Annotated in this window: 24 protein-coding genes; 4 read left to right on the forward strand and 20 right to left on the reverse strand. The window is 49.1% G+C overall.

Going from position 1 to position 21707, the window contains the following annotated elements; genetic code table 11:
* Positions 1 to 14: 14 nt before the first annotated feature.
* From MAQ5080_RS00115 to MAQ5080_RS00170, 12 genes are all read right to left on the reverse strand, one after another.
* Positions 15 to 650, reverse strand: a complete 636-nt coding sequence (locus MAQ5080_RS00115) for a peptidoglycan DD-metalloendopeptidase family protein (RefSeq protein ID WP_231915726.1) — start codon at positions 648 to 650, stop codon at positions 15 to 17.
* 215 nt (positions 651 to 865) lie between these two features.
* Positions 866 to 1798, reverse strand: coding sequence for a DUF368 domain-containing protein (locus MAQ5080_RS00120; RefSeq protein ID WP_067212646.1), 933 nt, complete (start codon positions 1796 to 1798; stop codon positions 866 to 868).
* Complete coding sequence (locus MAQ5080_RS00125) at positions 1791 to 2453, reverse strand: protein-L-isoaspartate(D-aspartate) O-methyltransferase (RefSeq protein WP_067212642.1); 663 nt, start codon at positions 2451 to 2453, stop codon at positions 1791 to 1793. The genes MAQ5080_RS00120 and MAQ5080_RS00125 overlap by 8 nt, the downstream gene beginning before the upstream one ends.
* A complete protein-coding gene (gene surE / locus MAQ5080_RS00130) occupies positions 2450 to 3196 on the reverse strand; it encodes a 5'/3'-nucleotidase SurE (RefSeq protein WP_067212638.1) in 747 nt (248 codons plus the stop codon). The genes MAQ5080_RS00125 and surE overlap by 4 nt, the downstream gene beginning before the upstream one ends.
* The gene (truD, locus tag MAQ5080_RS00135) at positions 3174 to 4268 is read right to left on the reverse strand and encodes a tRNA pseudouridine(13) synthase TruD (protein ID WP_067212635.1); all 1095 of its coding nucleotides are present in this window, start codon (positions 4266 to 4268) and stop codon (positions 3174 to 3176) included. The genes surE and truD overlap by 23 nt, the downstream gene beginning before the upstream one ends.
* Positions 4265 to 4753: a 2-C-methyl-D-erythritol 2,4-cyclodiphosphate synthase gene (gene ispF / locus MAQ5080_RS00140; RefSeq protein ID WP_067212632.1), complete on the reverse strand. Its 489-nt coding sequence runs from the start codon at positions 4751 to 4753 to the stop codon at positions 4265 to 4267. Before ispF ends, truD begins: the two co-directional genes overlap by 4 nt.
* A gap of 9 nt (positions 4754 to 4762) precedes the next feature.
* Positions 4763 to 5461 carry a 2-C-methyl-D-erythritol 4-phosphate cytidylyltransferase gene (gene ispD / locus MAQ5080_RS00145; protein ID WP_067212629.1) on the reverse strand — a complete coding sequence of 233 codons (699 nt, stop codon included), beginning with the start codon at positions 5459 to 5461 and terminating at the stop codon, positions 4763 to 4765.
* The gene (locus MAQ5080_RS00150; protein ID WP_231870860.1) at positions 5461 to 5739 is read right to left on the reverse strand and encodes a septum formation initiator family protein; all 279 of its coding nucleotides are present in this window, start codon (positions 5737 to 5739) and stop codon (positions 5461 to 5463) included. The genes ispD and MAQ5080_RS00150 overlap by 1 nt, the downstream gene beginning before the upstream one ends.
* A 111-nt stretch (positions 5740 to 5850) precedes the next feature.
* Entirely contained in the window at positions 5851 to 7146 is a 1296-nt protein-coding gene (eno, locus tag MAQ5080_RS00155; RefSeq protein ID WP_067212625.1) for a phosphopyruvate hydratase, read from the reverse strand.
* Between the two features lie 51 nt (positions 7147 to 7197).
* The gene (gene pyrG, locus MAQ5080_RS00160) at positions 7198 to 8832 is read right to left on the reverse strand and encodes a CTP synthase (protein ID WP_067212621.1); all 1635 of its coding nucleotides are present in this window, start codon (positions 8830 to 8832) and stop codon (positions 7198 to 7200) included.
* A gap of 183 nt (positions 8833 to 9015) precedes the next feature.
* Positions 9016 to 9807, reverse strand: a complete 792-nt coding sequence (locus MAQ5080_RS00165; protein WP_231870859.1) for a PDR/VanB family oxidoreductase — start codon at positions 9805 to 9807, stop codon at positions 9016 to 9018.
* 251 nt (positions 9808 to 10058) lie between these two features.
* The gene (locus tag MAQ5080_RS00170; protein WP_067212617.1) at positions 10059 to 10352 is read right to left on the reverse strand and encodes a DUF6482 family protein; all 294 of its coding nucleotides are present in this window, start codon (positions 10350 to 10352) and stop codon (positions 10059 to 10061) included.
* Positions 10353 to 10422: 70 nt separating this feature from the next.
* Between MAQ5080_RS00170 and MAQ5080_RS00175 the strand changes: the two genes are divergently transcribed.
* Both MAQ5080_RS00175 and MAQ5080_RS00180 read left to right on the forward strand, forming a co-directional pair.
* The gene (locus MAQ5080_RS00175) at positions 10423 to 11106 is read left to right on the forward strand and encodes a nucleoside/nucleotide kinase family protein (RefSeq protein WP_067212614.1); all 684 of its coding nucleotides are present in this window, start codon (positions 10423 to 10425) and stop codon (positions 11104 to 11106) included.
* Positions 11107 to 11243: 137 nt separating this feature from the next.
* On the forward strand, positions 11244 to 12482 hold the full coding sequence (locus MAQ5080_RS00180; RefSeq protein ID WP_067212611.1) for an outer membrane protein transport protein: 1239 nt from the start codon (positions 11244 to 11246) through the stop codon (positions 12480 to 12482).
* A gap of 42 nt (positions 12483 to 12524) precedes the next feature.
* Here the strand turns inward: MAQ5080_RS00180 and tilS are convergent, their stop codons facing one another.
* Positions 12525 to 13781, reverse strand: a complete 1257-nt coding sequence (gene tilS / locus MAQ5080_RS00185) for a tRNA lysidine(34) synthetase TilS (protein ID WP_067212608.1) — start codon at positions 13779 to 13781, stop codon at positions 12525 to 12527.
* Between the two features lie 79 nt (positions 13782 to 13860).
* The gene (tyrS, locus tag MAQ5080_RS00190; protein WP_067212605.1) at positions 13861 to 15165 is read right to left on the reverse strand and encodes a tyrosine--tRNA ligase; all 1305 of its coding nucleotides are present in this window, start codon (positions 15163 to 15165) and stop codon (positions 13861 to 13863) included.
* 104 nt (positions 15166 to 15269) lie between these two features.
* Here tyrS and MAQ5080_RS00195 point away from each other — a divergent pair, with 104 nt between their 5' ends.
* On the forward strand, positions 15270 to 16592 hold the full coding sequence (locus MAQ5080_RS00195) for a peptidoglycan DD-metalloendopeptidase family protein (RefSeq protein ID WP_067212602.1): 1323 nt from the start codon (positions 15270 to 15272) through the stop codon (positions 16590 to 16592).
* Between the two features lie 65 nt (positions 16593 to 16657).
* Here the strand turns inward: MAQ5080_RS00195 and trxA are convergent, their stop codons facing one another.
* From trxA to lptM, 6 genes are all read right to left on the reverse strand, one after another.
* Positions 16658 to 16984, reverse strand: a complete 327-nt coding sequence (trxA, locus tag MAQ5080_RS00200) for a thioredoxin TrxA (protein ID WP_067212599.1) — start codon at positions 16982 to 16984, stop codon at positions 16658 to 16660.
* 100 nt (positions 16985 to 17084) lie between these two features.
* A complete protein-coding gene (locus MAQ5080_RS00205) occupies positions 17085 to 17798 on the reverse strand; it encodes an HAD family hydrolase (RefSeq protein ID WP_067212596.1) in 714 nt (237 codons plus the stop codon).
* Positions 17795 to 18463, reverse strand: a complete 669-nt coding sequence (locus MAQ5080_RS00210) for a DUF484 family protein (protein ID WP_067212592.1) — start codon at positions 18461 to 18463, stop codon at positions 17795 to 17797. The genes MAQ5080_RS00205 and MAQ5080_RS00210 overlap by 4 nt, the downstream gene beginning before the upstream one ends.
* A gap of 10 nt (positions 18464 to 18473) precedes the next feature.
* On the reverse strand, positions 18474 to 19304 hold the full coding sequence (gene dapF / locus MAQ5080_RS00215; protein WP_067212588.1) for a diaminopimelate epimerase: 831 nt from the start codon (positions 19302 to 19304) through the stop codon (positions 18474 to 18476).
* Between the two features lie 12 nt (positions 19305 to 19316).
* Complete coding sequence (lysA, locus tag MAQ5080_RS00220) at positions 19317 to 20570, reverse strand: diaminopimelate decarboxylase (RefSeq protein ID WP_067212585.1); 1254 nt, start codon at positions 20568 to 20570, stop codon at positions 19317 to 19319.
* Between the two features lie 10 nt (positions 20571 to 20580).
* Complete coding sequence (gene lptM, locus MAQ5080_RS17705) at positions 20581 to 20718, reverse strand: LPS translocon maturation chaperone LptM (RefSeq protein WP_082861146.1); 138 nt, start codon at positions 20716 to 20718, stop codon at positions 20581 to 20583.
* A 217-nt stretch (positions 20719 to 20935) separates the two neighbouring features.
* Between lptM and MAQ5080_RS00225 the strand changes: the two genes are divergently transcribed.
* Complete coding sequence (locus tag MAQ5080_RS00225; RefSeq protein ID WP_067212582.1) at positions 20936 to 21661, forward strand: hypothetical protein; 726 nt, start codon at positions 20936 to 20938, stop codon at positions 21659 to 21661.
* The last annotated feature ends 46 nt before the right edge of the window (positions 21662 to 21707 follow it).

Here is a 21707-nt window from a genome sequence, read left to right on the forward strand (position 1 = left end):
CCAAATTATGATTATTATTTTTTGGGTAGCACTTTTAGCGGATCAATTGGCTGACCATCACGCCTGACCTCAAAGTGCAGCAAGGGTCGCTCTGTACCTTTACCGCCGATGATGGCTAACGAGTCACCCGCCCGAACACTTTGTTTTTCCTTGACTAAGATACGCTCATTGTAAGCATAAGCACTAAGATATACGTCGTTATGTTTCACTATGACTAAATTGCCGTAACCAATCAAACCATTACCGGCATACACAACCACACCATCCGCAGCCGCCTTAACATGTTCGGCATCCTTTCCTCGTATATCTATACCTTTACTACTAACGCCGGCATTTGAAAAGCCCTTTGTAACAGAACCTATCACAGGCCAATGCCAAGAAGACACTTTTCTATCAGGTATTTTTACAGTCGACACAGACTTCGAGGAAGAGTTCACTTTTGCTGTGGCGCTTTTTGTTACTGCTGCAGCAGGTCGTTTTGGAGCAACGCTTGTCGTTGTTTTTGCGGTTCGCTTTGGCGTACCAGTTAAACGAATTTTTTGATTAGGATAGATGGTGTACGGCGCATCAATACCATTGATGCCCGCCACCTTGCGATAATCGAGTCCATATGAAAAAGCTATAGAAAACAAAGTGTCACCAGATTTCACTCGATGAAGCCCAGAGCTGGGAATCGACCTTGTTTTAGGACTACTGCTATAACTACCGACATCTGAGTAATGAAAACTGTCATGCGCACAGCCAGTGACAAATAGACATAACAGCAGAGCACCACTGATATTCCTTGTCAGTGATGCCATTATGTTGGTAAATGTTCTCAACTGACCTACATTCAACATCCAGCGGCGCCCCATTTACATTTCTATTACTCAATCATTCGAGCGTATGCTTTTTGTAAGGAGATGTAATGAGCACTGTAAACCAGTGCCGCTCCTAAAAAAATTAAAGCGCAAGGAATCAACAGCCCATCCACCAAATCGTAATTCAGCATTTGCCAAGGTAGCAATAATTGCTCTTCGCTTGGCACGCGCTTGTGGCCAATTTCGATATAAGAAATGGCCTGTTTCCAGGGCCAGACTTTGACTAAGGCTCCCAACATAACCCCTGTTAGCAAGGCAAGCGTGATTGATTTGGCATGCTGTAATAGCCAGTTTAACAGCTTAGAAAAGCTCAACAGCCCAAGCAATGCCCCCAAAGCGAAGATCGCCATGACCACACCATTTAAATCTTTCACCGCTGTAATAATAAAGCCATACATGCCCATCATTAGCAAAATGAAACTGCCTGAAATCCCCGGAAGAATCATCGCGCAGATGGCGATCATACCGGAGACAAACACCATCCCAAGGCCGGTATCCACTTGTGTCGGCACCAGCATCGACAGCACCGCACCAACAGCAATGCCGAGCAACATCACCACGCCATGCTGCCATTTAAAGCGTTTCATTTCATGAATCAGAATATAGGCGGAGGACAAAATCAAACCAAAAAAGAAACTCCACAGCCAAACTGGGTATTCCAGCAATAAAGTGGTCACAATGCTCGCGATACCAAAAATACTGGTGGCAATGCCGAGTAATAATGTCAAAAGAAAGGCGCCATCAAAATGCTGCCAGAGACCTTTTACATCTCCTTTGCAAAGCATCTTCAAACTGGTGCCATTCACGCCACTCAAGGCATGAATCAAACGGTCATAGATGCCGACGATAAATGCCATGGTGCCACCAGAGACCCCTGGCACCACATCTGCAGCGCCCATTAGTACGCCACTCAAATAAATTTTCAGCCATTTAGGCATCAACTTTTCCTTCTAGTAACGGCACAAACTGCGCCGGAGAAGACTCCAAGCGTTTCCATTTATCGCCCACACGACGCCAACAACCAATGCTTGGGACCTCGTCGGCAATCGGCATAATGAGAATACCGTCTTCTTTTAGCATGTCCGTCAAAGCAGACGGTACCTTACTGGCCATTGCCGTCACGATAATGGCGTCCATTTGTACTTTCTGCGGCCAGCCTAAATGGCCATCGCCATGGAGAAATTCGACATTATTAACCTGCATTTCCCGCAGACGCTGCTGTGCTTGGACATACAAGCTCTGCTGGCGTTCAATGGTGTGCACCTTATTAAAAAAGTGCGCCAGCAAGCAGGTTTGATAACCCGAGCCTGTGCCTATTTCCAGCACTCTTCCTAAACGGGCATACTGCAACAACCAAGAGGTCATCTTGGCCACTGTCAAAGGCTGACTAATGGTTTGATTGCGCCCTATCGGCAGCGGCGTGGGACTGTAGGCAAGGTGCGAAAAAGCCGGTTCGACAAACTCATGGCGTGGCAAACAGGCCATGAGCTGCAATAACTCTTTATGGCTAACCCCTTCACTGACCAAATGCTCTAACATCTGGCTAGAACGAGGTGATGAGCGTTTTACAAGGTCATCCAATACAATGCTCATGGTGCTAGATCGTTCACCCATTGATTAAGTTGATGTAACGCCGAATGGCAGGTCATGTCGGTATGAATTGGCGTAATCGACACATAACCATTGGCCACGGCGTGAAAATCGGTATCCTCCGCCGCATCATTCGGCTCCGCTAAAGCACCAATCCAGTAACAGTCAATGCCCTTAGGGTGGTTCGCAGGAATCGCAGGGTGCGCCTGATGGCGATAGCCTAATCGGGTCACCTTGATGCCCTTCAGCTCACCGTAGGGGACATCCGGCACGTTGATATTCAGTAGCACTTTGGGTGGTAAAGCCAGTGTGTGCGAGTCGCACAACAGCTGAGCGATGACCTGCGCAGCGGTCTCAAAGTGGCGCTTGCCAACCAAAGAAACGGCAAGGGCTGGCCGCCCTAAATGACGGGCTTCCATCGCCGCCGCCACGGTACCGGAATAGAGCACATCATCGCCCAAGTTAGGACCATGATTAATCCCAGAAATCACCGCATCAAACTTACCATCGATGACTTCAGATAAAGCAAGGTTGACACAATCGGTTGGCGTGCCATCGACTTTGTACTGTTGTTCACGTACTAACGTCGGACGCAGCGGGCGCGTCAACGTCAGAGAATTACTGGCGCCACTGCGATCACGGTCCGGTGCCACCAGCGTACAATCAAAGGTTTGCTGTAACTGTTGCACCAAGGTTTGTATGCCTAATGCATCCAAACCATCATCATTCGATAGAAGTAATCTCATTGTGTTTTTCTTGTGATCGGTCATTAATATTGAAAAGCTCACGCAGGACACTGGTGGCAAAGGCACCTTTAGGTAACTCAAACTGCAACACCAACTGATCCGCACTGTCCCCATTGGATAGCAATTCCCACGCCATGTTTTCAGGCACAATACGGGTGGCTCGACTATCCCGAGCAAAGCCGAAGCTAATCAGTCCATCCAGCAGATCTGCCTGATCCGCATACAGCAGCTGCATGGCTTGGGCCCGCTCAAGGTTCGTGCCCATCGGCCAGCCGTCGCTAATGAGAGGCAGGACCGGAGAAATATCACCATTGCGATGGCGCACAAGATTCGCTAAAGAATGTTCTTTAATACGAAAGGACTGAGCGCCATTTCGTGGTTGCGCAATGTCACCCACACTTAGGGTATCCCAACTGCCCTGCTCGACAAATTGCGATAGTGCCTCATTGAAAAACCATGAGCGAATCGCCGACAGCCAAAACGACTGAGTTTTATTTAACTTGTGAGTGCCCTTGCGCCCAGGCATAACAAACTTGTAGCCATTGACAAGGTTATTGCCTTGAATGCCAAAACGCTGTTCGCCGTAATAATTCGGCACACCAAAGCGCTCGATCAGGCTTAAACGCTGCTCGATTTCGTCTCGCTCACCTTGCAGGTTGCGCAGCCGTAAAACAAAGCGGTTTCCTTGCAGACCACCGGTACGCAGTTTTTTCGAATGGCGCGTTTGGCGCAATACTCGAACCACTTCCGGCTCACGAAACACCTGTTCAATCTGCGCCAGATCCGGTGCTTGGCCAATGATATGCAGGCAAAACCATTGACGGGTACAGGCATGGCGGTCTTTGACGCCAGCGTAGGTCACTCGACTGGGCGAAATATCCGCCGCTTGCGCTAAACGCTTGGCCAGGTAATCGGTGTTTACCCCCTGCTTTTCTACCCAAAGATAGACAAACTCGCCCCTACCCTCCGGCTCATAACCAAGTACTTCTTCTACCAGAAAGTCACTGGTAAAGGTCTTCAAATCCGCACTCGCCTGGGGTGCCGTCCAAGCGTATTGCCACTGGGTATTCATGCATTATCTCGATACAGTAGTGCCACCGCTTCAACGGCGATGCCTTCTTTACGGCCGGTAAAGCCCAGCTTCTCGGTGGTGGTGGCTTTGACATTGGTGGCGTCCACTTCGATCTCTAGATCAGCGGCGATGTTAGCGCGCATGGCATCGATATGTGGTCGCATTTTCGGCGCTTGAGCAATAATGGTCACATCCACATTACCAACAAGCCAACCGAGTTTTTTCACTTCCGCAAAGGCTTGACGTAATAAACCACGGCTGTCTGCCCCAGCAAACTCCGCATCCGTATCGGGAAAGTGCTTACCAATATCACCTAACGCTGCCGCTCCCAGTAAAGCATCCGTTAACGCATGCAGGGCAACATCACCGTCAGAATGCGCCACTAGGCCTTGTTCATAGGGAATGGTCACCCCCCCTATAACGATGTGATCCCCTTCACCAAACTTATGGACATCAAAGCCATGACCGACTCGAAATGGAAACATGAAGCTCTCCTATGAATTAACTGTTTGCTGAAGACTTAAAAGCGCCTGCGCAATGACCAGATCTTGCGGCACGGTAATTTTAAGATTGCTTGGCTCACCTTCAATCAAATCTGGCTGCCAGCCGATCAATTCCATCGCTGAGCTTTCATCGGTAATGGCAATGCCTTCTTCCAGCGCACTCGCGATGCCTTGGTAGAGCGCCATCAAGGGGAATTTCTGTGGCGTTTGTGCCTGCCAGATAACACTGCGATCCACGGTAGCGGTTGAACGTTGCTGTTCTGCCAGTTTCAGTGTGTCTTTACAAGGTATGGCCAGCAAAGCGCCTTGGTCTCCCGTGTGCGCCATAATGCGAGTTAACGCCTCGACGGATACCAATGGTCGTGCCGCATCGTGTACCAAGACTGAATCTTCATCCGCCACACCAATCGCCATCAATACCTGTAGGCCGTTCAGCACGGTCTCCGAGCGCTCATCGCCACCATCAAAACGCACTACTTTCGTATTACCAGCCCACTCTGAGTGTTGCCAATATTCGTCTTCCGGACTTACCCCCACAGCAATCCCAGCGATTTGCGGGTGCTCGATAAATTTCTCAATGGTGCTATCAAGAATGGTTTTGCCATCAAGCATTAGGTATTGCTTAGGCTGTGCACTGGCCATGCGTTTGCCAACGCCAGCGGCTGGAATAATCACCCAAAACTGTGTCATTACTTTTCTACTATTCGATAAAAGACTTCGCCGTCTTTAATGTATTGGAGTTCGGTCCGAACGTGTTCTTCGATGGCATCTTCACCACGACGCAGGTCACTGATTTGCGCGCGCAGGGCATCATTACGCACTTTGAGGCGCTTATTGATTTGCTCTTGGTATTCAATCTGCTTGGCAAGCTCTTCTTCACGCTTAACCCCCTGTTCTCCCCAATAGGTTTGGTAAAAGAAATAGGCAGACACGCTCACGAAGACGGCTAGGAAAATACGCAACATCATGTTGGACGATTCAGACTCTGGACAAATGAACGTCCATTATTTCGCGAAATGACGGAAAAAAAAATAGAAAAGGGAGAACGAATGTTCTCCCTTTGATAAAGAGGCCGAAAATTATGCTTGGCCTTTGATCTCAGAGCGACCTTTGTAGGGTGCTTTGCCGCCCAATTGCTCTTCGATACGTAGCAACTGGTTGTACTTAGACACGCGGTCAGAACGACATAGAGAGCCAGTCTTGATTTGGCCCGCTGCTGTACCCACTGCAAGGTCAGCAATCGTCGCATCTTCTGTTTCACCTGAACGGTGCGAGATGACTGCAGTGTAACCCGCCGCTTTAGCCATCTTGATCGCTTCAAGCGTTTCAGTTAGAGAACCGATTTGGTTGAATTTGATCAGGATAGAGTTAGCAATGCCTTCATCGATACCACGCTTAAGGATCTTAGTGTTGGTTACGAACAGGTCGTCACCTACAAGCTGGATCTTGTCGCCAAGGATCTTAGTTTGGTATGCAAAACCGTCCCAGTCAGACTCGTCTTGACCGTCTTCGATCGAAACGATTGGGTACTCGTTGCAAAGCTCAGCAAGGTAGTCAGAGAATTCTTCTGACGTGAATACTTTGCCTTCGCCTTTCATGTTGTACTTGCCGTCTTCGTAGAACTCAGACGATGCACAGTCCATCGCTAGGGTGATGTCTTTACCTAGCTCGTAGCCTGCAGCAGCAACCGCTTCTTTGATTACCGCTAGTGCTTCAGCGTTTGATGCTAGGTTCGGTGCGAAACCACCTTCGTCACCTACCGCAGTGTTCAAACCACGTGCACTGAGTACTTTCTTAAGAGCGTGGAAGATTTCAGCACCGTAACGTAGCGCTTCACGGAAGTTAGGCGCGCCAACTGGCTGAATCATGAACTCTTGGATATCAACGTTGTTATCCGCGTGCTCACCACCGTTGATGATGTTCATCATTGGCACTGGCATAGAGTACTCGCCAGATGTGCCATTGATGTCGGCAATGTGTGCGTACAGAGGAACTTTCTTAGATACTGCCGCCGCTTTCGCTGCTGCCAAAGAAACCGCTAGGATCGCGTTCGCACCAAATTGAGATTTGTTCTCTGTGCCATCAAGATCGATCATGATCTTATCTAGCTCAGCTTGCGCTGTTGCATCTTTGCCTAGTAGCGCTTCACGGATTGGACCGTTTACCGCTGCAACGGCTTTTAATACACCTTTGCCTAGGTAACGACTCTTGTCACCATCACGTAGTTCTAAAGCTTCACGAGAACCGGTAGAGGCACCAGAAGGTGCACACGCTGATCCAAACGAGCCATCCGCTAGGATTACGTCAGCTTCCACAGTTGGGTTACCACGTGAATCCAGAACTTCTCTGGCTTTGATATCAACGATTTGACTCATAACAAACCCCTTTTCGTAGATGAAAAATTCACAAACATCTGTTTGTTAAATCTATTTTTCTTTTCCTGCATATTTCAGCGCAGCGTGTACAAACGCGCTGAACAGGCCGTGACCATATCGAGGCGTCGAAGTAAATTCTGGGTGGAACTGACACGCAACGAACCAAGGATGGTCGGCAATTTCCACCATTTCTACTAGTGAGTTATCCGCTGACAAACCAGAAATGGTTAGACCGGCTTCTTTTAGCGCTGGCACGTAGTAGTTGTTTACTTCGTAACGATGACGGTGACGCTCACTGATCACATCTTCGCCGTACGCAGCGTGTGCTTTTGTACCAGCGATCAAGTTACAGTTTTGCGCGCCTAGGCGCATCGTACCACCTAGATCGGATTCCTCTGACCGAATCTCTTTGGAACCTTCAGTGTTAACCCATTCAGTAATTAGGCCAACCACAGGGTTCTCTGTTTTTAAGTTAAACTCAGTGCTGTGCGCACCGGTTAGATTTGCTACGTTACGAGCAAATTCGATAACCGCTACCTGCATACCTAGACAGATACCCAAGTAAGGGATTTTGTTTTCACGGGCAAATTGCGCCGTACGGATCTTACCTTCTACTCCACGCTCACCAAAGCCGCCAGGTACTAGGATTGCATCCATACCTTCTAGCACTTCAGTGCCTTCTTCTTCGACTTTTTCAGAGTCAATGTAGTGCAATTTCACTTTGGTACGTGCGTGAATGCCGGCATGATCCATTGCTTCAATCAAAGACTTGTAGGCGTCCAACAACTCCATGTATTTACCTACCATGGCGATGTTTACTTGCTTCTCTGGGTTCAGTTTCGCTTGCGCTACCTTGTTCCAGATTTCCAAGTCAGCAATGTTGCAGTCTAGGTTGAAGCGCTGCACGATCAGGCTGTCTAGACCTTGGTCTGCCAACATTTGTGGGATTTTGTAGATAGTGTCTGCATCCGGAAGAGAAATAACCGCGCGCTCGTCCACGTTCGTGAATAGGGCAATTTTCTTACGCTCAGGTGCTTCGATAGACACTTCAGAACGACATACTAGGATGTCAGGTTGGATACCGATTGAACGCAGCTCTTTCACAGAGTGTTGCGTCGGTTTGGTTTTGGTTTCACCCGCAGTACGGATGTAAGGCACAAGCGTTAGGTGCATAAACAAGGCGCGGTGTGAGCCCAGTTCAACTTTCAGCTGACGTACCGCTTCTAGGAATGGTTGTGATTCGATATCACCTACCGTACCACCGATTTCAACAAGGGCTACGTCTGCACCTTCTGCGCCTTTCAAGACACGGCGTTTGATTTCATCAGTGATGTGCGGGATCACCTGAACCGTACCACCTAGGTAGTCACCACGACGCTCTTTTTGTAGCACGTGCTGATAAACGCGGCCAGAAGTGAAGTTGTTAAGCTTATTCATCTTAGTATCGATGAAACGCTCGTAGTGACCTAAGTCTAGGTCAGTCTCAGCACCGTCTTCAGTTACGAAAACTTCACCGTGCTGGAATGGGCTCATTGTGCCTGGGTCAACGTTGATGTATGGATCCAGTTTAAGCATGGTGACTTTCAGACCACGGGATTCTAGGATCGCCGCTAATGAAGCTGATGCCAATCCTTTACCAAGTGATGAAACCACGCCGCCTGTGACGAAAATATATCGTGTCGCCATGAGTGTTAAGCCCGCCTTAAATGTGTATGATCGAAATGAGAAAAGGCACTTAAAAAAGCACCTTAGGACGGGAGCAAATAATAGCATCAGACCCCCCTTCACTCAACGTAAAAGGGGACAAGATTTGTGCCTTTTGCAAGCAAGGACTGTGAACGGCGCGAAATAGCCCGATAAATGAGCCGTTTAAATATCCAACACCAAGCATTCACTGCGGGCACGGGAGCAACAGGGCATGATCAAATTGTTGGCCGCGCGTTCATCATTGGACAAAAAGGTGTCGCGATGATCTGGCACCCCTTCCAACAGCCGTGTTAAACAGGTGCCACACCAGCCTTCCTCACATGAAATCGGAATATCGATGCCGTTCATCTCTAACGCTTCGGTAATGCTGAGTCCCGCTGGCACGTCAAACACCTCACCGGTGCTGGCCAATTTCACTTGAAAAGCTTCGCGCGGCGCACTGTCCATTTCCGGTGAGCGCGGCGCAGCAAAGAACTCACGATGCAGTTTGACCTCAGGCCAACCTAGGCTGCGGGCTGTGTCGAGTACATGGTTGATGTAATCGCTGGGGCCACAGACATACAGTTCACGTTTATCCGGTAATGACTCCAGTATGGCTTTGATGTCTGCGCGGGTGCCCTGCTCTTGACTAAAATGAAAGGTTACCTTATCGGCAAATGGCGCCTGTTTTAACGTGTTATAGAAGGGTGCCTGTGAGGGATTTTTGGCCGAATAATGTAACTCGAAATCCGCGCCGCTTTTGGCCAGCATTTGCGCCATCGGAATCAACGGCGTGACGCCAATCCCTGCCGCCATCAATAGGGCTGAGGCACGGGGATTTTTTAATAAAAAATGGTTCTGAGGAAGCTTGGACTGCAGCCGGTCACCTACCTTAAGACCATGCAATTCAGTCGACCCTCCGCGTGACTCCCTTTCGAGCAGGACCGCAATCTCAAACTCTTTGCCAGTCGGCACAATGAGTAATGGCGTAACTTACCACTAGGTAGCTGCAACTCAATGTGCGCCCCCGCCTGATAAATTGGTAAAGGAGAACCATCCTCCTTGACCAACTCTAAACGAATCACATCATCGGTTTCTTGAATGATGCGATTTACTATCAAATCCAAGGTAACAGCCTTCACACGATCTCCTTCCCTAAATCTTTACCATCGAGCTTAATATAAAGCCCCTTGCTGGTGGAAGGCATTCACCCCCTCGTTTAGCGACTAATTAAAGGGCTCTCCTAACGGTACTTCCAAGACATTGGTTTCCCCGATCGGTTGCCCCACCATTTCGTCGTAAGCACTTTGATGACATAACACCATTTCATCGACGTGTTTATCATCGAACATGTGCTGCAAATCGAGCTTATTGTGACTGGTAACGAACTTACCCTTTTGATCGGTAATGTAGTGTTCCTCGCCATTAGATATGATCGATAACTGGTATAGATTTGACTCAAGAGAATGAATACAGACTTTCTCAATGGTCGATATTTTTGCTAGCTCGGACAAAGTCATTTCGCTAACCTCCTATCATTAGCCCATTGTTAATACGCAACAATTCGCTGGCCGGATGTGGACTTTTAAGATGATCCCAGAAAAATTACTGAATCAACTCGACCAATCTCCTTCTTATCAGACACTGCTGAAGAAGGTAGAGCAACTCATTGAGCAACACAGCGACCGTTTAATCATTGCTATTGCAGGTCTTCCAGGCTCCGGCAAATCGACTATGGCAGATTACATCAGCCAACGCCTTAAGCAACAGCATTGCGAGCAGGTGATCAGTGTAAGCCTAGACGGCTTTCATTATAGTAAAGCTCAGTTAAAACGCTTTGCCGACCCTGAAGCGGCGTTTGCTCGCCGTGGTGCTCCCTGGACCTTCGACAGCGCACAATTCTGTCTGCGCCTAGCCCAGTTCAAACAACAGCCACAGCAAACGCTGTATTGGCCAAGCTTTGATCATAGCCATGGGGACCCTATTGAAAATGATATTCGCATTACCAGCGATACCAAGGTTTTAATTGTTGAGGGGCTATATGTACTGCATCAGAAGCATGGCTTTGAAAAGGCACAAGCATGGATCGATGAGAGCTGGTATATCGACCTAGACATTGACACGGCCATGCTACAATTAGCAAAACGCCACCAGCAAGCATGGGGGATAAGCGAAACCGAGGCACGGCAACGCATTGCACAAAATGATGCGCTGAACGCCCAAATTGCCGATCAAAGCCGAGTCTTTGCTGACCATATCATTCGTGTTGGGTGAGCGTTTTTGCCAGCGAAATCGCGACAATATTACATGGAATCTCATTTGGGATCGGACTATGGTCTAGTAACATTCATTCTGTGGCACTGCATGCCAAGGCCTATCCACCCAATTATAACAAGAAGGAACAGCAATTTATGATCGTGTCTTTTCTATACAAGAGAACCCTCATTGCCTCAACCATCGCCTTATCTGCTATTCAACTTCATGCCGCTGGCTTCCAGCTCAATGCACAGTCTGCCACAGGGCTAGGACGTGCCTTTGCGGGGGATGCCGCCATTGGCGACAACGCTTCGATCATTGCCCGTAACCCTGCCGGCATGTCACTGTTCGATCGCCCAGCCCTATCGGTTGGCGTAGAAACCATCACTACCGACATAGAAGTGAAAGACGCCACCTATGTTAATAATCTGAGCGCCAGCAGTGCCTCAGCAAACACTGACAATATTGGCGACACCTCCGTCGTACCAAGCTTTTATTACATTCACCCCGTTAACGATAAATTTGCTTGGGGGGTGAACGCTTACTCAAACTTCGGCACTAAAACAAAGTTTGATAACGGTTATGCGGGCTACGAATATGGTGGTAAAACCGATGTCACCAGCGCTAATTTTGGCGTGGTAGGCTCCTATAAAGTCAGTGAGCAGTTAACATTGGGCGCTGGTATTGATGCCGTCTATGGCGAAGGCACCTTTACCCGTCCTGCGAATCCGGCCATTGCTGGCGTGTATGGCATTGACAATGTACTCGAAATCGAAGCCGATGGCTGGGGCTTTGGTTACAATTTAGGGCTATTGTTTGAACTGGATCAGCAGCATCGCTTTGGTCTAGATTATCACTTTAGCCCAGACATTGATGCCGACGGTGAAGTCTATCGCTTTGGGGCCACCGCCACAAAACAGTCAGACACAGTGATCATGCCCTTACCGGACATTGCAGAGTTTTCGGGCTATCATCGCTTGGCACCAGAATATGCCTTACATTACAGCATTCAGTTTATTCGCTGGTCTGAGTTCAAAACACTCAGCGCCAACAATGCCGGCACCATCAACACTTATAACTGGCAAGATGCCTGGCACTACTCTATCGGCGGCACCTACTATATGGACAATCAATGGGAGCTGCGCGCTGGCTACCTGTACGACACCAGTGCTCAAGCACAACGACGCTCCATCTCGGTTCCGGATTCCGACCGTCAATGGTTGTCGGCAGGGGTGACCTATAAACCTGATGACCAGAGCAGCATCGATTTTGGTGCCACCTACTTAATTGGGGAAGACGTGGCGGTGATGGAGAGCAACAGCGCTTCCAGTATCAGCGGCACAACCCATGCGGATGCACTGTTACTGGGACTGCAGTACAGCCGTTCATTCTAAGCACTGAGTAGGATACACATGCCCAGCTGGCGCTGGGCATTTTTATTTGACGGTTTGGCTACTGGGCCAAGGTAACTGGGTGTTACGTTGCCATCTGATTTGACCAGGCCAATCTGGGTGTTGCCAAAGGTCGCCAATCGCCACCAACTCCCCCTCTGCATACAAATACGGCAATTGCTCACGCCACCAACTAGGCACTTGCTGACCTTGCAGCCATTTTTTCAACCAGCGATGCTTCCCGTTACTCAAGCGCAGTTGCGTATTTTCTGGGCGAGACTTCACAACCACCTCTTGGTCACACCAAATACGATCAAACGCCCGCTCTAGCCAAACACCAGCAGACACGCACTGTTCCATCACGGGTGGCACCTGGGGCAAGCGATACAGCACCTCTTTAAAGCGCACCAAACGATAGCCTTGGCTGCGGTATTCTGGCTGCTTATCTTGTGCACTAAAGAACATCTCAACCAGCGCCGTTTGCTGCTGCTGAGTCAATGAAATCCCTTGCTGATTTAGAAAAGCCGACAACCAAAAGCCCCGTTCGGACTCAGGTAGCCCGCTTAACAATAGACCACCATCTGCATGAATATAGCTCGCCAGCGCCTCTTCTACTAACCGCCCCAAGACACGACTTTCCGCCTGGATGCGCTCTGCACTTTGGGCAATTTGCTTAGCGATATTAGCCGTATTTTTCTGCCAAGGAGCGATCACTTGATGGCGTAAAAAGTTACGTCGAAAATGCACATCTTGATTGGACTCATCTTCTAGCCAGTTCAGTTGATGCCGCTGCGCATAGGCCTCAATCTCAGCTCGTGAGGTTTTAAGCAACGGTCGATAAATATTGGCTAGGCCCAATGCTCGAGCTTCAGGAATCCCCTGTATACCGCGCCAACCACAGCCACGTTCTAAGCGAAACAACAAGGTCTCTGCTTGATCATTCGCATGATGCCCTTGCAGCAAAACATCCCCAGCTGCAAGATAAGACGCAAACACTTGATAGCGTTTTTGCCGTGCCTGGTCCTCAATGGAAGCCGTTTGATCAATCTGTACCCGTTCACAATAAAACGGCACATCCCATTCTTGGCAAACCGCTTGGCAATGCCTCAGCCACTGATCTGCATTAACGCTTAACCCATGATGGACATGCAGTGCTGCCAGCCGTTGATAAATTGACGCTGGTGCCTGATATCTGAGCAAATGCAGCAGCACGATAGAATCCATGCCGCCACTGAGCGCTAGCCACACTTTCCCCTGCTCACCGAGCAAGCTTTCTAGTCGTTGCCAATCAATGCCAATCATGCACGATTCTCTGAAATATTTGCCATTTTAGAAAACAGAAAAGGCGCCGAAGCGCCTTTAGAAGAATAAACCGGATGGCTTACAGTGCAAACAAGTGGTGTTTTTTCTTACCCAGTTTCACTAGGAAGTATTTACCGTAGTAGCCGTTCTCCGCTGTGAAGATATCCGCCGCAGCCATGTTATCTTCCATGCCTTTGGCAACACCGTTTACGAATACAGAGTTACGCTGTAGCGCGTCTTTTACTTGCTTACCGCTGGCCGCAAGACCTGCATCTGCTAGTAAAGAAGTCAGTGGTGTTTCTGCCAGATCAATACCTGCTAGAGAACTGCTTGGCAGGCCGTCTAGTTGGATTTGCTCTAAGTCTTGCTCGCTTAGCTGGTCAGTTTCGCCACTGAATAATGCTTGAGTGATACGTTCAGCTGCCGCTAGACCTTCTTCACTGTGCACTAGACGCGTTGCTTCACGGGCAAGGATCGCTTGTGCTTGTGGCTTACCACCGTTTTCTTGGTCGGCTTTTTCAATCGCTTCGATTTCTTCCACAGACAAGAAAGTAAAGTACTTAAGGAACTTGTACACGTCCGCATCCGCGGTACCCAACCAGAACTGGTAGAACGAGTACTGACTGGTCTTTTTAGGATCAAGCCATACCGCACCGGATTCTGTCTTACCAAATTTCGTACCGTCCGACTTCGTTACTAGCGGTACCGTTAGACCGAATACCTGTGCTTGGTTTTGACGACGAGAAAGGTCGATACCACCAACAATGTTGCCCCATTGGTCACTACCGCCCACTTGCAGCGTACAGTCGTACTGACGGTTCAGCTCAGCGAAGTCCATACCTTGTAGCAAGGCGTAAGAGAACTCAGTGAAAGAGATACCTGCGCCTTCACGGTTCAAACGCTGCTGTACCGACTCTTTGTTGATCATGGCATTAACAGAGAAGTGCTTACCGATTTCACGTAGGAAATCGATCACGTTCATGTTGCCGGTCCAGTCTAGGTTGTTGACCACACGCGCAGGGTTATCAACCCCTTCGAATGCTACGAACTGGCTTACTTGGCCTTTGATTTTGTCGGCCCAGCCAGCCACCACATCAGAAGTGTTCAGTGAACGCTCCGCGGCTTTAAAGCTTGGGTCACCGATCATGCCCGTTGCACCACCCACTAGGGCAATTGGGTTATGGCCTGCGTCTTGGCAACGCTTTAGCACCAATAGTGGTACAAGGTGACCAAGGTGTAAGCTGTCGGCGGTTGGATCGAAGCCACAATACAAAGTACGACGACCGGATGACAAGTGAGCGCGAAGCTCCTCTTCTGCTGTCATTTGAGCGATAAGCCCACGAGCCTGTAAGTCAGCTAATAGGTCGATGTTTTGTTGTGTCATTTTTACGATCCAAATCCTAATTGAGTGAAAATAAATTGGCGTTCAATTATAGCCACTTAGTTGATAGGATTACACGGCTTTCTGTTGAAAATTGGACCTGTATATTGGACAAATCGTTGCTTTCTAAAAGCCTGCTTGGGGCTTCATTCACATTATTAGTCGTTGGCGCTGGTCTCCTGCTTTGGCCAACCTCATGGCAGAGCAACGCCCCAGTCGCGCAGAGCAGCCCTACGCGCCAATCTGCTGGCCCCATTGCCGACAAAGCCGATGTGCCATCCCCTGAGCATTTACAAGAAAGAAATCAGCCGCAAACACTGCAATCCACTACGGCTCTGTTACAGGCAGGGGATTCTCTGTCGCGTACCTTAAATCGCTTAGGGGTGAACAATCGCCAGATTGCCGAGTTACTACAGGTGGATGAGGAACAGGTACTGAGCAGCCTAAAACCCGGGCAACGACTGACTGCAGAAATTCTGACGCCAGCCAACGATCTGCAACGCCTAACGCTATCGGAAACTCGCGAACAGTCCCATGTGTTCACCCAAACGGATCAAGGCTTTCGCTACCAACTCCAGATTACGCCCATGGAAACCCTGTTGGCTTATAAAGAAGTTGTCATTCAAAATTCATTATTTGTCGACGGAGTGAATGCTGGCCTAAGCGATAAGTTGCTGGCACAGGTAACGGACATTTTTCGTTGGGATATCGACTTTGCCCTAGATGTACGTAAAGGCGACCGCTTTGCTTTGTTATTCGAAGAGAAATACATTGATGGTGAAAAAGTCGCTACGGGCAACATCATCGCGGCGCAATTCGTCAACAATGGCCGTGTGTTTGAAGCCATCCGCTACCAAGCTGGAGAGCGCACCGACTACTTTACCCGCGATGGTTTATCACTGCGCCGTGCTTTTATTCGTTCCCCCGTCGATTTCACTCGGGTCTCGTCGCAGTTTAACCCGAACCGATTGCATCCGATCTTTAAAACCACACGCCCGCACCAAGGTGTCGATTACGCCGCGCCGACCAATACACCTGTCCAAAGTGCTGGGGACGGTAAGGTTTCTTTCGTTGGCGAAATGAAAGGCTATGGCAATACGGTGATCATCGATCATGGCCAAGGCTACACCACGCTTTACGCCCACCTTAACGGCTTTACGGACAACCTGATCGCAGGCCGCAACGTATCCCAAGGGGAAACCATCGCCTATGTTGGACAAACCGGCTGGGCCACTGGACCTCACCTGCATTATGAGTTTCGCATTAACGGCGCTTACAAGAACCCCGAGACGGTGGACATCCCTTACGATAGCCCCATGAGTAAAGAGGAGCTAATGGCCTTTTTGCCCTACGCACAAATCCTGTCAAAGCGACTAAGAGGCTCGCACTCACGCGGCTTCTCTGAGTACTTAGCTCGTTTAGATCGCTGAACTTGGACAAGTACAAAAACAAAAAAAGGCCGCATAGCGGCCTTTTTAATGTTGTTCGCAGCTAATTAAAGCGCGCTAACAACGAATTCTACTAGCTGAGACTTAGATACCGCGCCTACTTTCGTTGCTGCCACTTCACCGCCTTTAATAACAAGCAGTGTTGGGATACCACGAACGTTGTATTTTGGTGCTGTTTCAGTGTTTTCATCAACGTTGATCTTAACCACTTTTACACGGCCAGCGAACTCTTCCGCTACGTCTTCAAGCACTGGGGCGATCATTTTACAAGGACCACACCATGGCGCCCAAAAGTCTACGATCACTGGAAGATCAGATTTTAGAACTTCTTCTTCAAACTGAGCATCTGTTACGTTGATAATATTTTCGCTCATCGCAATTTCCTTAAATTCGGTTATTCAGTTAATAGAGCTAGTGTAACACTAATCTCGTAACGGCAAAATCAGAATACTTAACTAGAACGATAGCAAAACGCTATAAGTTCATGTTCTCAATTAATGTAATCAGCTCAGGTAACGAATGCACTTCAGCGTCTGGTGTCGTGGCCCACTCTGAGCGCCAACGACGGGCACCATGACGGTTAAACCACACCGCACGCGCGCCAGCATTGACGGCCCCTTGCACATCATCGATGGGGTGATCACCCACATGGATAATACGATCCATAGGCGTCTTGGTACGCTCAGATAAACGCGTAAAAATCTCTGGATCTGGCTTGGCGATGCCTTCTTTATCGGCACGAATCACAGTACCAAAGTAGTGCTCTAGGGCAATATAAGGGTGATAGACATCGGCATTGCCATTGGTCAGCGCCGCCAACTCATAGCGCTCAGCCAGCTTAGTCAGCGTTGGGTGCACATCTGGGTATAGGTCAATACGTTGGCGCCAATCGTAAAACACATTAAACGCTTGTTCAGCGCGCTCTGCCGCTTCTTCCGCGGGCAAGCCATAACGCTGTAACGCCAATTTGTATTGCGCCAAACGTACTTTCGTCACATCGTGTTTGATGTCTGGGTACAGCTCGTAGATCTCGTATTTGATCGGATCCATGGTCGGCGTGTAAAAACGCTCAGCAAATCCTGGGAAGTTGTCCTCGAACCACTTTTCCATAGCATGCTCAGCACGCGTGAGAGTCGGATCCACATCCCAAAGGGTGTTATCGAGATCGAACGAAATAAGGGTTTTCATGGTAATAACCTAAGTAGTAACGTGCTCAGCAGGTCTGACAAGAAGTCTAAAAACAACAGGCCTTTTTCTTTATCAAAATGGCTTAAACGGCTGGAACCTAATGCCAACACACCGTGATACACCACCTGACCGCCTTCACGTGATACCAACGGCATGATCGCAGAGGACATCACCGAATCGCTTTGGGATTGGAATAAGAATTCCGACTCAGCGACCGACAACACGCCACAATAACAACCAGACTGCGCCAGCATTTCTTTTAAGATAGGCTCAGCCTGTTCCCAGCTGGCCGTACGGATCGAGGTATCAAGGTCCTGCTCAGTAAACAGCACCATCGACAGATAGTTAACGGCAAAGTCTTCACGCATGACTTCCTCGACCACCCCAGCAAAATCGTCTAACGATTCACAGCTGAGGCACTTGAGCACCAGGCGACGGCTTTTTTTCATGATGGCTTCGTTTTCTCGGGCAACGGCCACGAGACGGTCAAACTCACCACGGTAATCGGCGCTTGATTTGCGCAACTGTAATACCTGCCGCTCAAGCAACGAAATCGCGCCACCATGAACAGGATGAGGAATCCTCAACTCTTCCAGTAACGCAGGATTTCGCTCGAAGAAATCAGGCGTCGATTTCAGGTATTGGACTACTTCCTCTTCCGTCATGGTACCTCTCTTATAGGTAGATTTGGCCTTCAAAGACTTTTTCTGCAGGGCCAGTCATTTGGATGGAGTGACCAGGGCCTTGCCATGCAATACGTAGATCGCCTCCCGGTAGATGCACTAATACCTCTTCGGCTAACCAACCTTGCTTAATACCCGCGACCACTGCGGCGCAGGCACCCGTACCGCACGCTTGAGTTTCTCCCACACCACGCTCGTATACACGTAGGTTGACTTCATCCGCAGACAGCACCTGCAGAAAACCAACATTGACGTTGTTCGGGAAACGCTCATGACCTTCAACGATGGGTCCCACACCTTCTACGATGTCATCGTTTAAGTCATCAACACGAATCACCGCATGTGGATTCCCCACCGACACTGGCGTCAACTCATACGTTTCACCGGCCACATCGATCGGGTACAGATCTGCTAACCCCGGGGCAACGAATGGCAAGTCCTCAGGCACAAAGCTTGGCTCACCCATGTCGACACACACTTGGCCATCGTCTTGCACTTTCAATTGAATCTGGCCACGCTTAGTTTCCACATCGATCACACGCTTATGCGTTAACTCACGATCCAGTACAAACTTGGCAAAGCAGCGCGCACCGTTACCACAGTGCTCAACTTCCGAACCGTCACAGTTATAAATACGGTAACGGAAATCCATATCTGGGTTGGACGGTGGCTCAACGATTAGCAGCTGATCAAAACCAATACCACGGTTACGGTCACCAAGGCGCTCAATTTGCGCCTTGTTGAAATAGACCTTACGAGACACGGCGTCGACCACTACAAAGTCATTGCCTAGGCCATGCATCTTAGTAAATTTTAACAACATACCCAGCGCTCCTTAAGCAGGTAACAATTGCTCACCAGCTAACTGGTGATCAATGTCTTCACGCTCACGGATCAAGTATGTTTTATCGCCATCGACCATGATTTCTGCGGCACGACCGCGGCTGTTGTAGTTTGACGCCATCGTGAAGCCGTAAGCCCCAGCTGAGCGCAGCGCCAACAAATCACCTGGCTGAATGTCCAGCTCACGCTCTTTGCCTAGGAAGTCACCTGTTTCACAAATTGGACCAACTAGATCGTACACTCGCTTGCCTTCAGACGTCGGCTCTAAGCTCACCGGTACGATATCCATCCAAGCACCGTACAAAGATGGACGAATCATATCGTTCATAGCACCGTCGATGATGGCGAAGTTTTTATGCGGCGTGCACTTTAGGAACTCAACTTTAGTCATCAAAATGCCGGCATTGGCAGCGATCGATCGACCTGGCTCAAAAGCCAACGACAAGTTGCGGCCTTTGACTTTTTCCAAAATCAATTCTGCATAATCTTTTGGCTCTGGTGGCACTTCGTCACGGTAGCGCACACCCAAACCACCACCTAAATCTAGGTGTTTGATTTCGATGCCTTGCTCGGCCAGCTGATCGATCAAAGCGGTTAGACGATCAAAGGTATCCAAGAACGGCTGCAGTTCTGTCAGCTGCGAACCAATGTGACAGTCAACCCCCATCACGTTTAGGTTTTCCAGTGAGTGAGCCACACCGTAAATGCGCACTGCATCTTGAATGTCGATACCGAATTTATTGTCTTTCAGACCCGTTGAAATGTATGGATGCGTTTTCGCATCCACGTCTGGGTTCACACGCAAAGATACAGGCGCGACTTTGCCCATTTCACCCGCCACCTTGTTTAGACGGTACAGCTCAGACTCAGACTCAACGTTGAAGCAGTGAATGCCCACTTCCAGCGCACGACGCATTTCGTGTTCTTGTTTTGCAACACCTGAGAACATGACTTTGCTTGGATCACCACCGGCACGTAGCACACGCTCAAGTTCGCCCACAGAGACAATATCGAAGCCTGAACCAAGACGTGCTAAGACGTTCAAAATGGCAATATTTGAACACGCTTTTACAGCGTAACAAATCAATGTTGGGTGCGCTGCGAAGGCATCCGCATAGGCCTTGTAGTGACGCTCAAATGTCGCACGAGAGTATACGTAAGTTGGCGTGCCATATTGCTCAGCAATGTCTGTTAAAGAGACGTTTTCGGCATGTAGCTGGTGGCCAGAGTAGTTAAAAAAATCCAAGGGGTATTCCTCAATATTCCGCGGAAGATGTCACCGTGTCGCTCGGTAGTGCTTGATCAGGTAAATAAAGTGGACCTTTGTTGCCACACCCCACCAATGTAAGAGTGGCAAGCAACATTAAAACAAGCTTAGACACAGTGACGACCATCCATTAATACAATTTGTTGACAGTATACTGATCCCCTATTTTATTCCCACCCCCACTACCCACTTTGACCAAAAATCTTTACTTTCGAGCTGTATTTAAAATTTCTGATTTTGCTATAGTGAAGCCATAAGAATGCGAAGTGTCGCTCGGCTACTGTTGTGCAAAAAAGGTTGTAATCGAAACAATGAGACGCCTGCTCAAACCATGGATATTTGCTTTGATTGCAGCGTTTTGCCTTCACGCTGGCGTCTTTCTATGGTTTAAGGATCGTCACTGGTCAACGATCACGCCGCCTGCCCAAGCCCCCAATTTTGAAGTGTCGTTACTGCCTGAGAAGTTAAGCACCACGCCTTCTAAGCCCGAGCCGCAAACAGCGCAGACGCCAGCACCCGCCACTATTGCTGAGCCATCCACACAGCCAGCGGCGATCGCCCCTAGCAAGGCTCAACCAGCAACAACCGAAGAGGCAGTTCCGACAGCTACGGCGACGACTTCAAGTCCGCCTGTGACTCAGGCTTTCTCACTATCTGAAATCACAGAGGTGATCAGCACCACAGAGGACTCCAATCAATGGAAAAACAACGGCTTACTGGACATCGGGCAGGTAACCACTGAACGCCCTAAACTCGACCCGAGCAAGGACCCGTTTTCGCCCAAATTTCGCCAAGCGATCCGCCAAGCCAAGCGCGTCCAAGATGAATACGCCAAGGGTATTATCGAAGCAACCGAATACCCCATCACCGAAGACGCGGACGGCACTCGCTATGTCAACATCAAGGGAATTTGCTGGAAGCTGCCGAAGCCTGGCTCACGCGAGGAATGGCAAGTGGTGCTATCGGGTTGCTCGGGGCAAAAACAGACGTTTCGTTTTGAGTTGAATATCACCACCGATATTTTGCAGAGTGACCTGTTCGAAGATTTACACTTTGGTTCACACGAATAAAAAAGGCCCGCTTTAAAAGCGGGCCTTTAAAAAACACTATGCCAGC

This window comes from Marinomonas aquimarina, from assembly GCF_900089755.1.
Taxonomy (GTDB): domain Bacteria; phylum Pseudomonadota; class Gammaproteobacteria; order Pseudomonadales; family Marinomonadaceae; genus Marinomonas; species Marinomonas aquimarina.

Coding starts and splice junctions, on each gene's coding strand:
- MAQ5080_RS00120 (WP_067212646.1), bottom strand. CDS start 1,798: ATGCCTAAATGGCTGAAAATTTATTTGAGTGGCGTACTAATGGGCGCT.
- MAQ5080_RS00125 (WP_067212642.1), bottom strand. CDS start 2,453: ATGAGCATTGTATTGGATGACCTTGTAAAACGCTCATCACCTCGTTCT.
- surE (WP_067212638.1), bottom strand. CDS start 3,196: ATGAGATTACTTCTATCGAATGATGATGGTTTGGATGCATTAGGCATA.
- truD (WP_067212635.1), bottom strand. CDS start 4,268: ATGAATACCCAGTGGCAATACGCTTGGACGGCACCCCAGGCGAGTGCG.
- ispF (WP_067212632.1), bottom strand. CDS start 4,753: ATGTTTCCATTTCGAGTCGGTCATGGCTTTGATGTCCATAAGTTTGGT.
- ispD (WP_067212629.1), bottom strand. CDS start 5,461: ATGACACAGTTTTGGGTGATTATTCCAGCCGCTGGCGTTGGCAAACGC.
- MAQ5080_RS00150 (WP_231870860.1), bottom strand. CDS start 5,739: ATGATGTTGCGTATTTTCCTAGCCGTCTTCGTGAGCGTGTCTGCCTAT.
- eno (WP_067212625.1), bottom strand. CDS start 7,146: ATGAGTCAAATCGTTGATATCAAAGCCAGAGAAGTTCTGGATTCACGT.
- pyrG (WP_067212621.1), bottom strand. CDS start 8,832: ATGGCGACACGATATATTTTCGTCACAGGCGGCGTGGTTTCATCACTT.
- MAQ5080_RS00170 (WP_067212617.1), bottom strand. CDS start 10,352: ATGACTTTGTCCGAGCTAGCAAAAATATCGACCATTGAGAAAGTCTGT.
- MAQ5080_RS00175 (WP_067212614.1), top strand. CDS start 10,423: ATGATCCCAGAAAAATTACTGAATCAACTCGACCAATCTCCTTCTTAT.
- MAQ5080_RS00180 (WP_067212611.1), top strand. CDS start 11,244: ATGATCGTGTCTTTTCTATACAAGAGAACCCTCATTGCCTCAACCATC.
- tilS (WP_067212608.1), bottom strand. CDS start 13,781: ATGATTGGCATTGATTGGCAACGACTAGAAAGCTTGCTCGGTGAGCAG.
- tyrS (WP_067212605.1), bottom strand. CDS start 15,165: ATGACACAACAAAACATCGACCTATTAGCTGACTTACAGGCTCGTGGG.
- trxA (WP_067212599.1), bottom strand. CDS start 16,984: ATGAGCGAAAATATTATCAACGTAACAGATGCTCAGTTTGAAGAAGAA.
- MAQ5080_RS00205 (WP_067212596.1), bottom strand. CDS start 17,798: ATGAAAACCCTTATTTCGTTCGATCTCGATAACACCCTTTGGGATGTG.
- MAQ5080_RS00210 (WP_067212592.1), bottom strand. CDS start 18,463: ATGACGGAAGAGGAAGTAGTCCAATACCTGAAATCGACGCCTGATTTC.
- dapF (WP_067212588.1), bottom strand. CDS start 19,304: ATGTTGTTAAAATTTACTAAGATGCATGGCCTAGGCAATGACTTTGTA.
- lptM (WP_082861146.1), bottom strand. CDS start 20,718: ATGGTCGTCACTGTGTCTAAGCTTGTTTTAATGTTGCTTGCCACTCTT.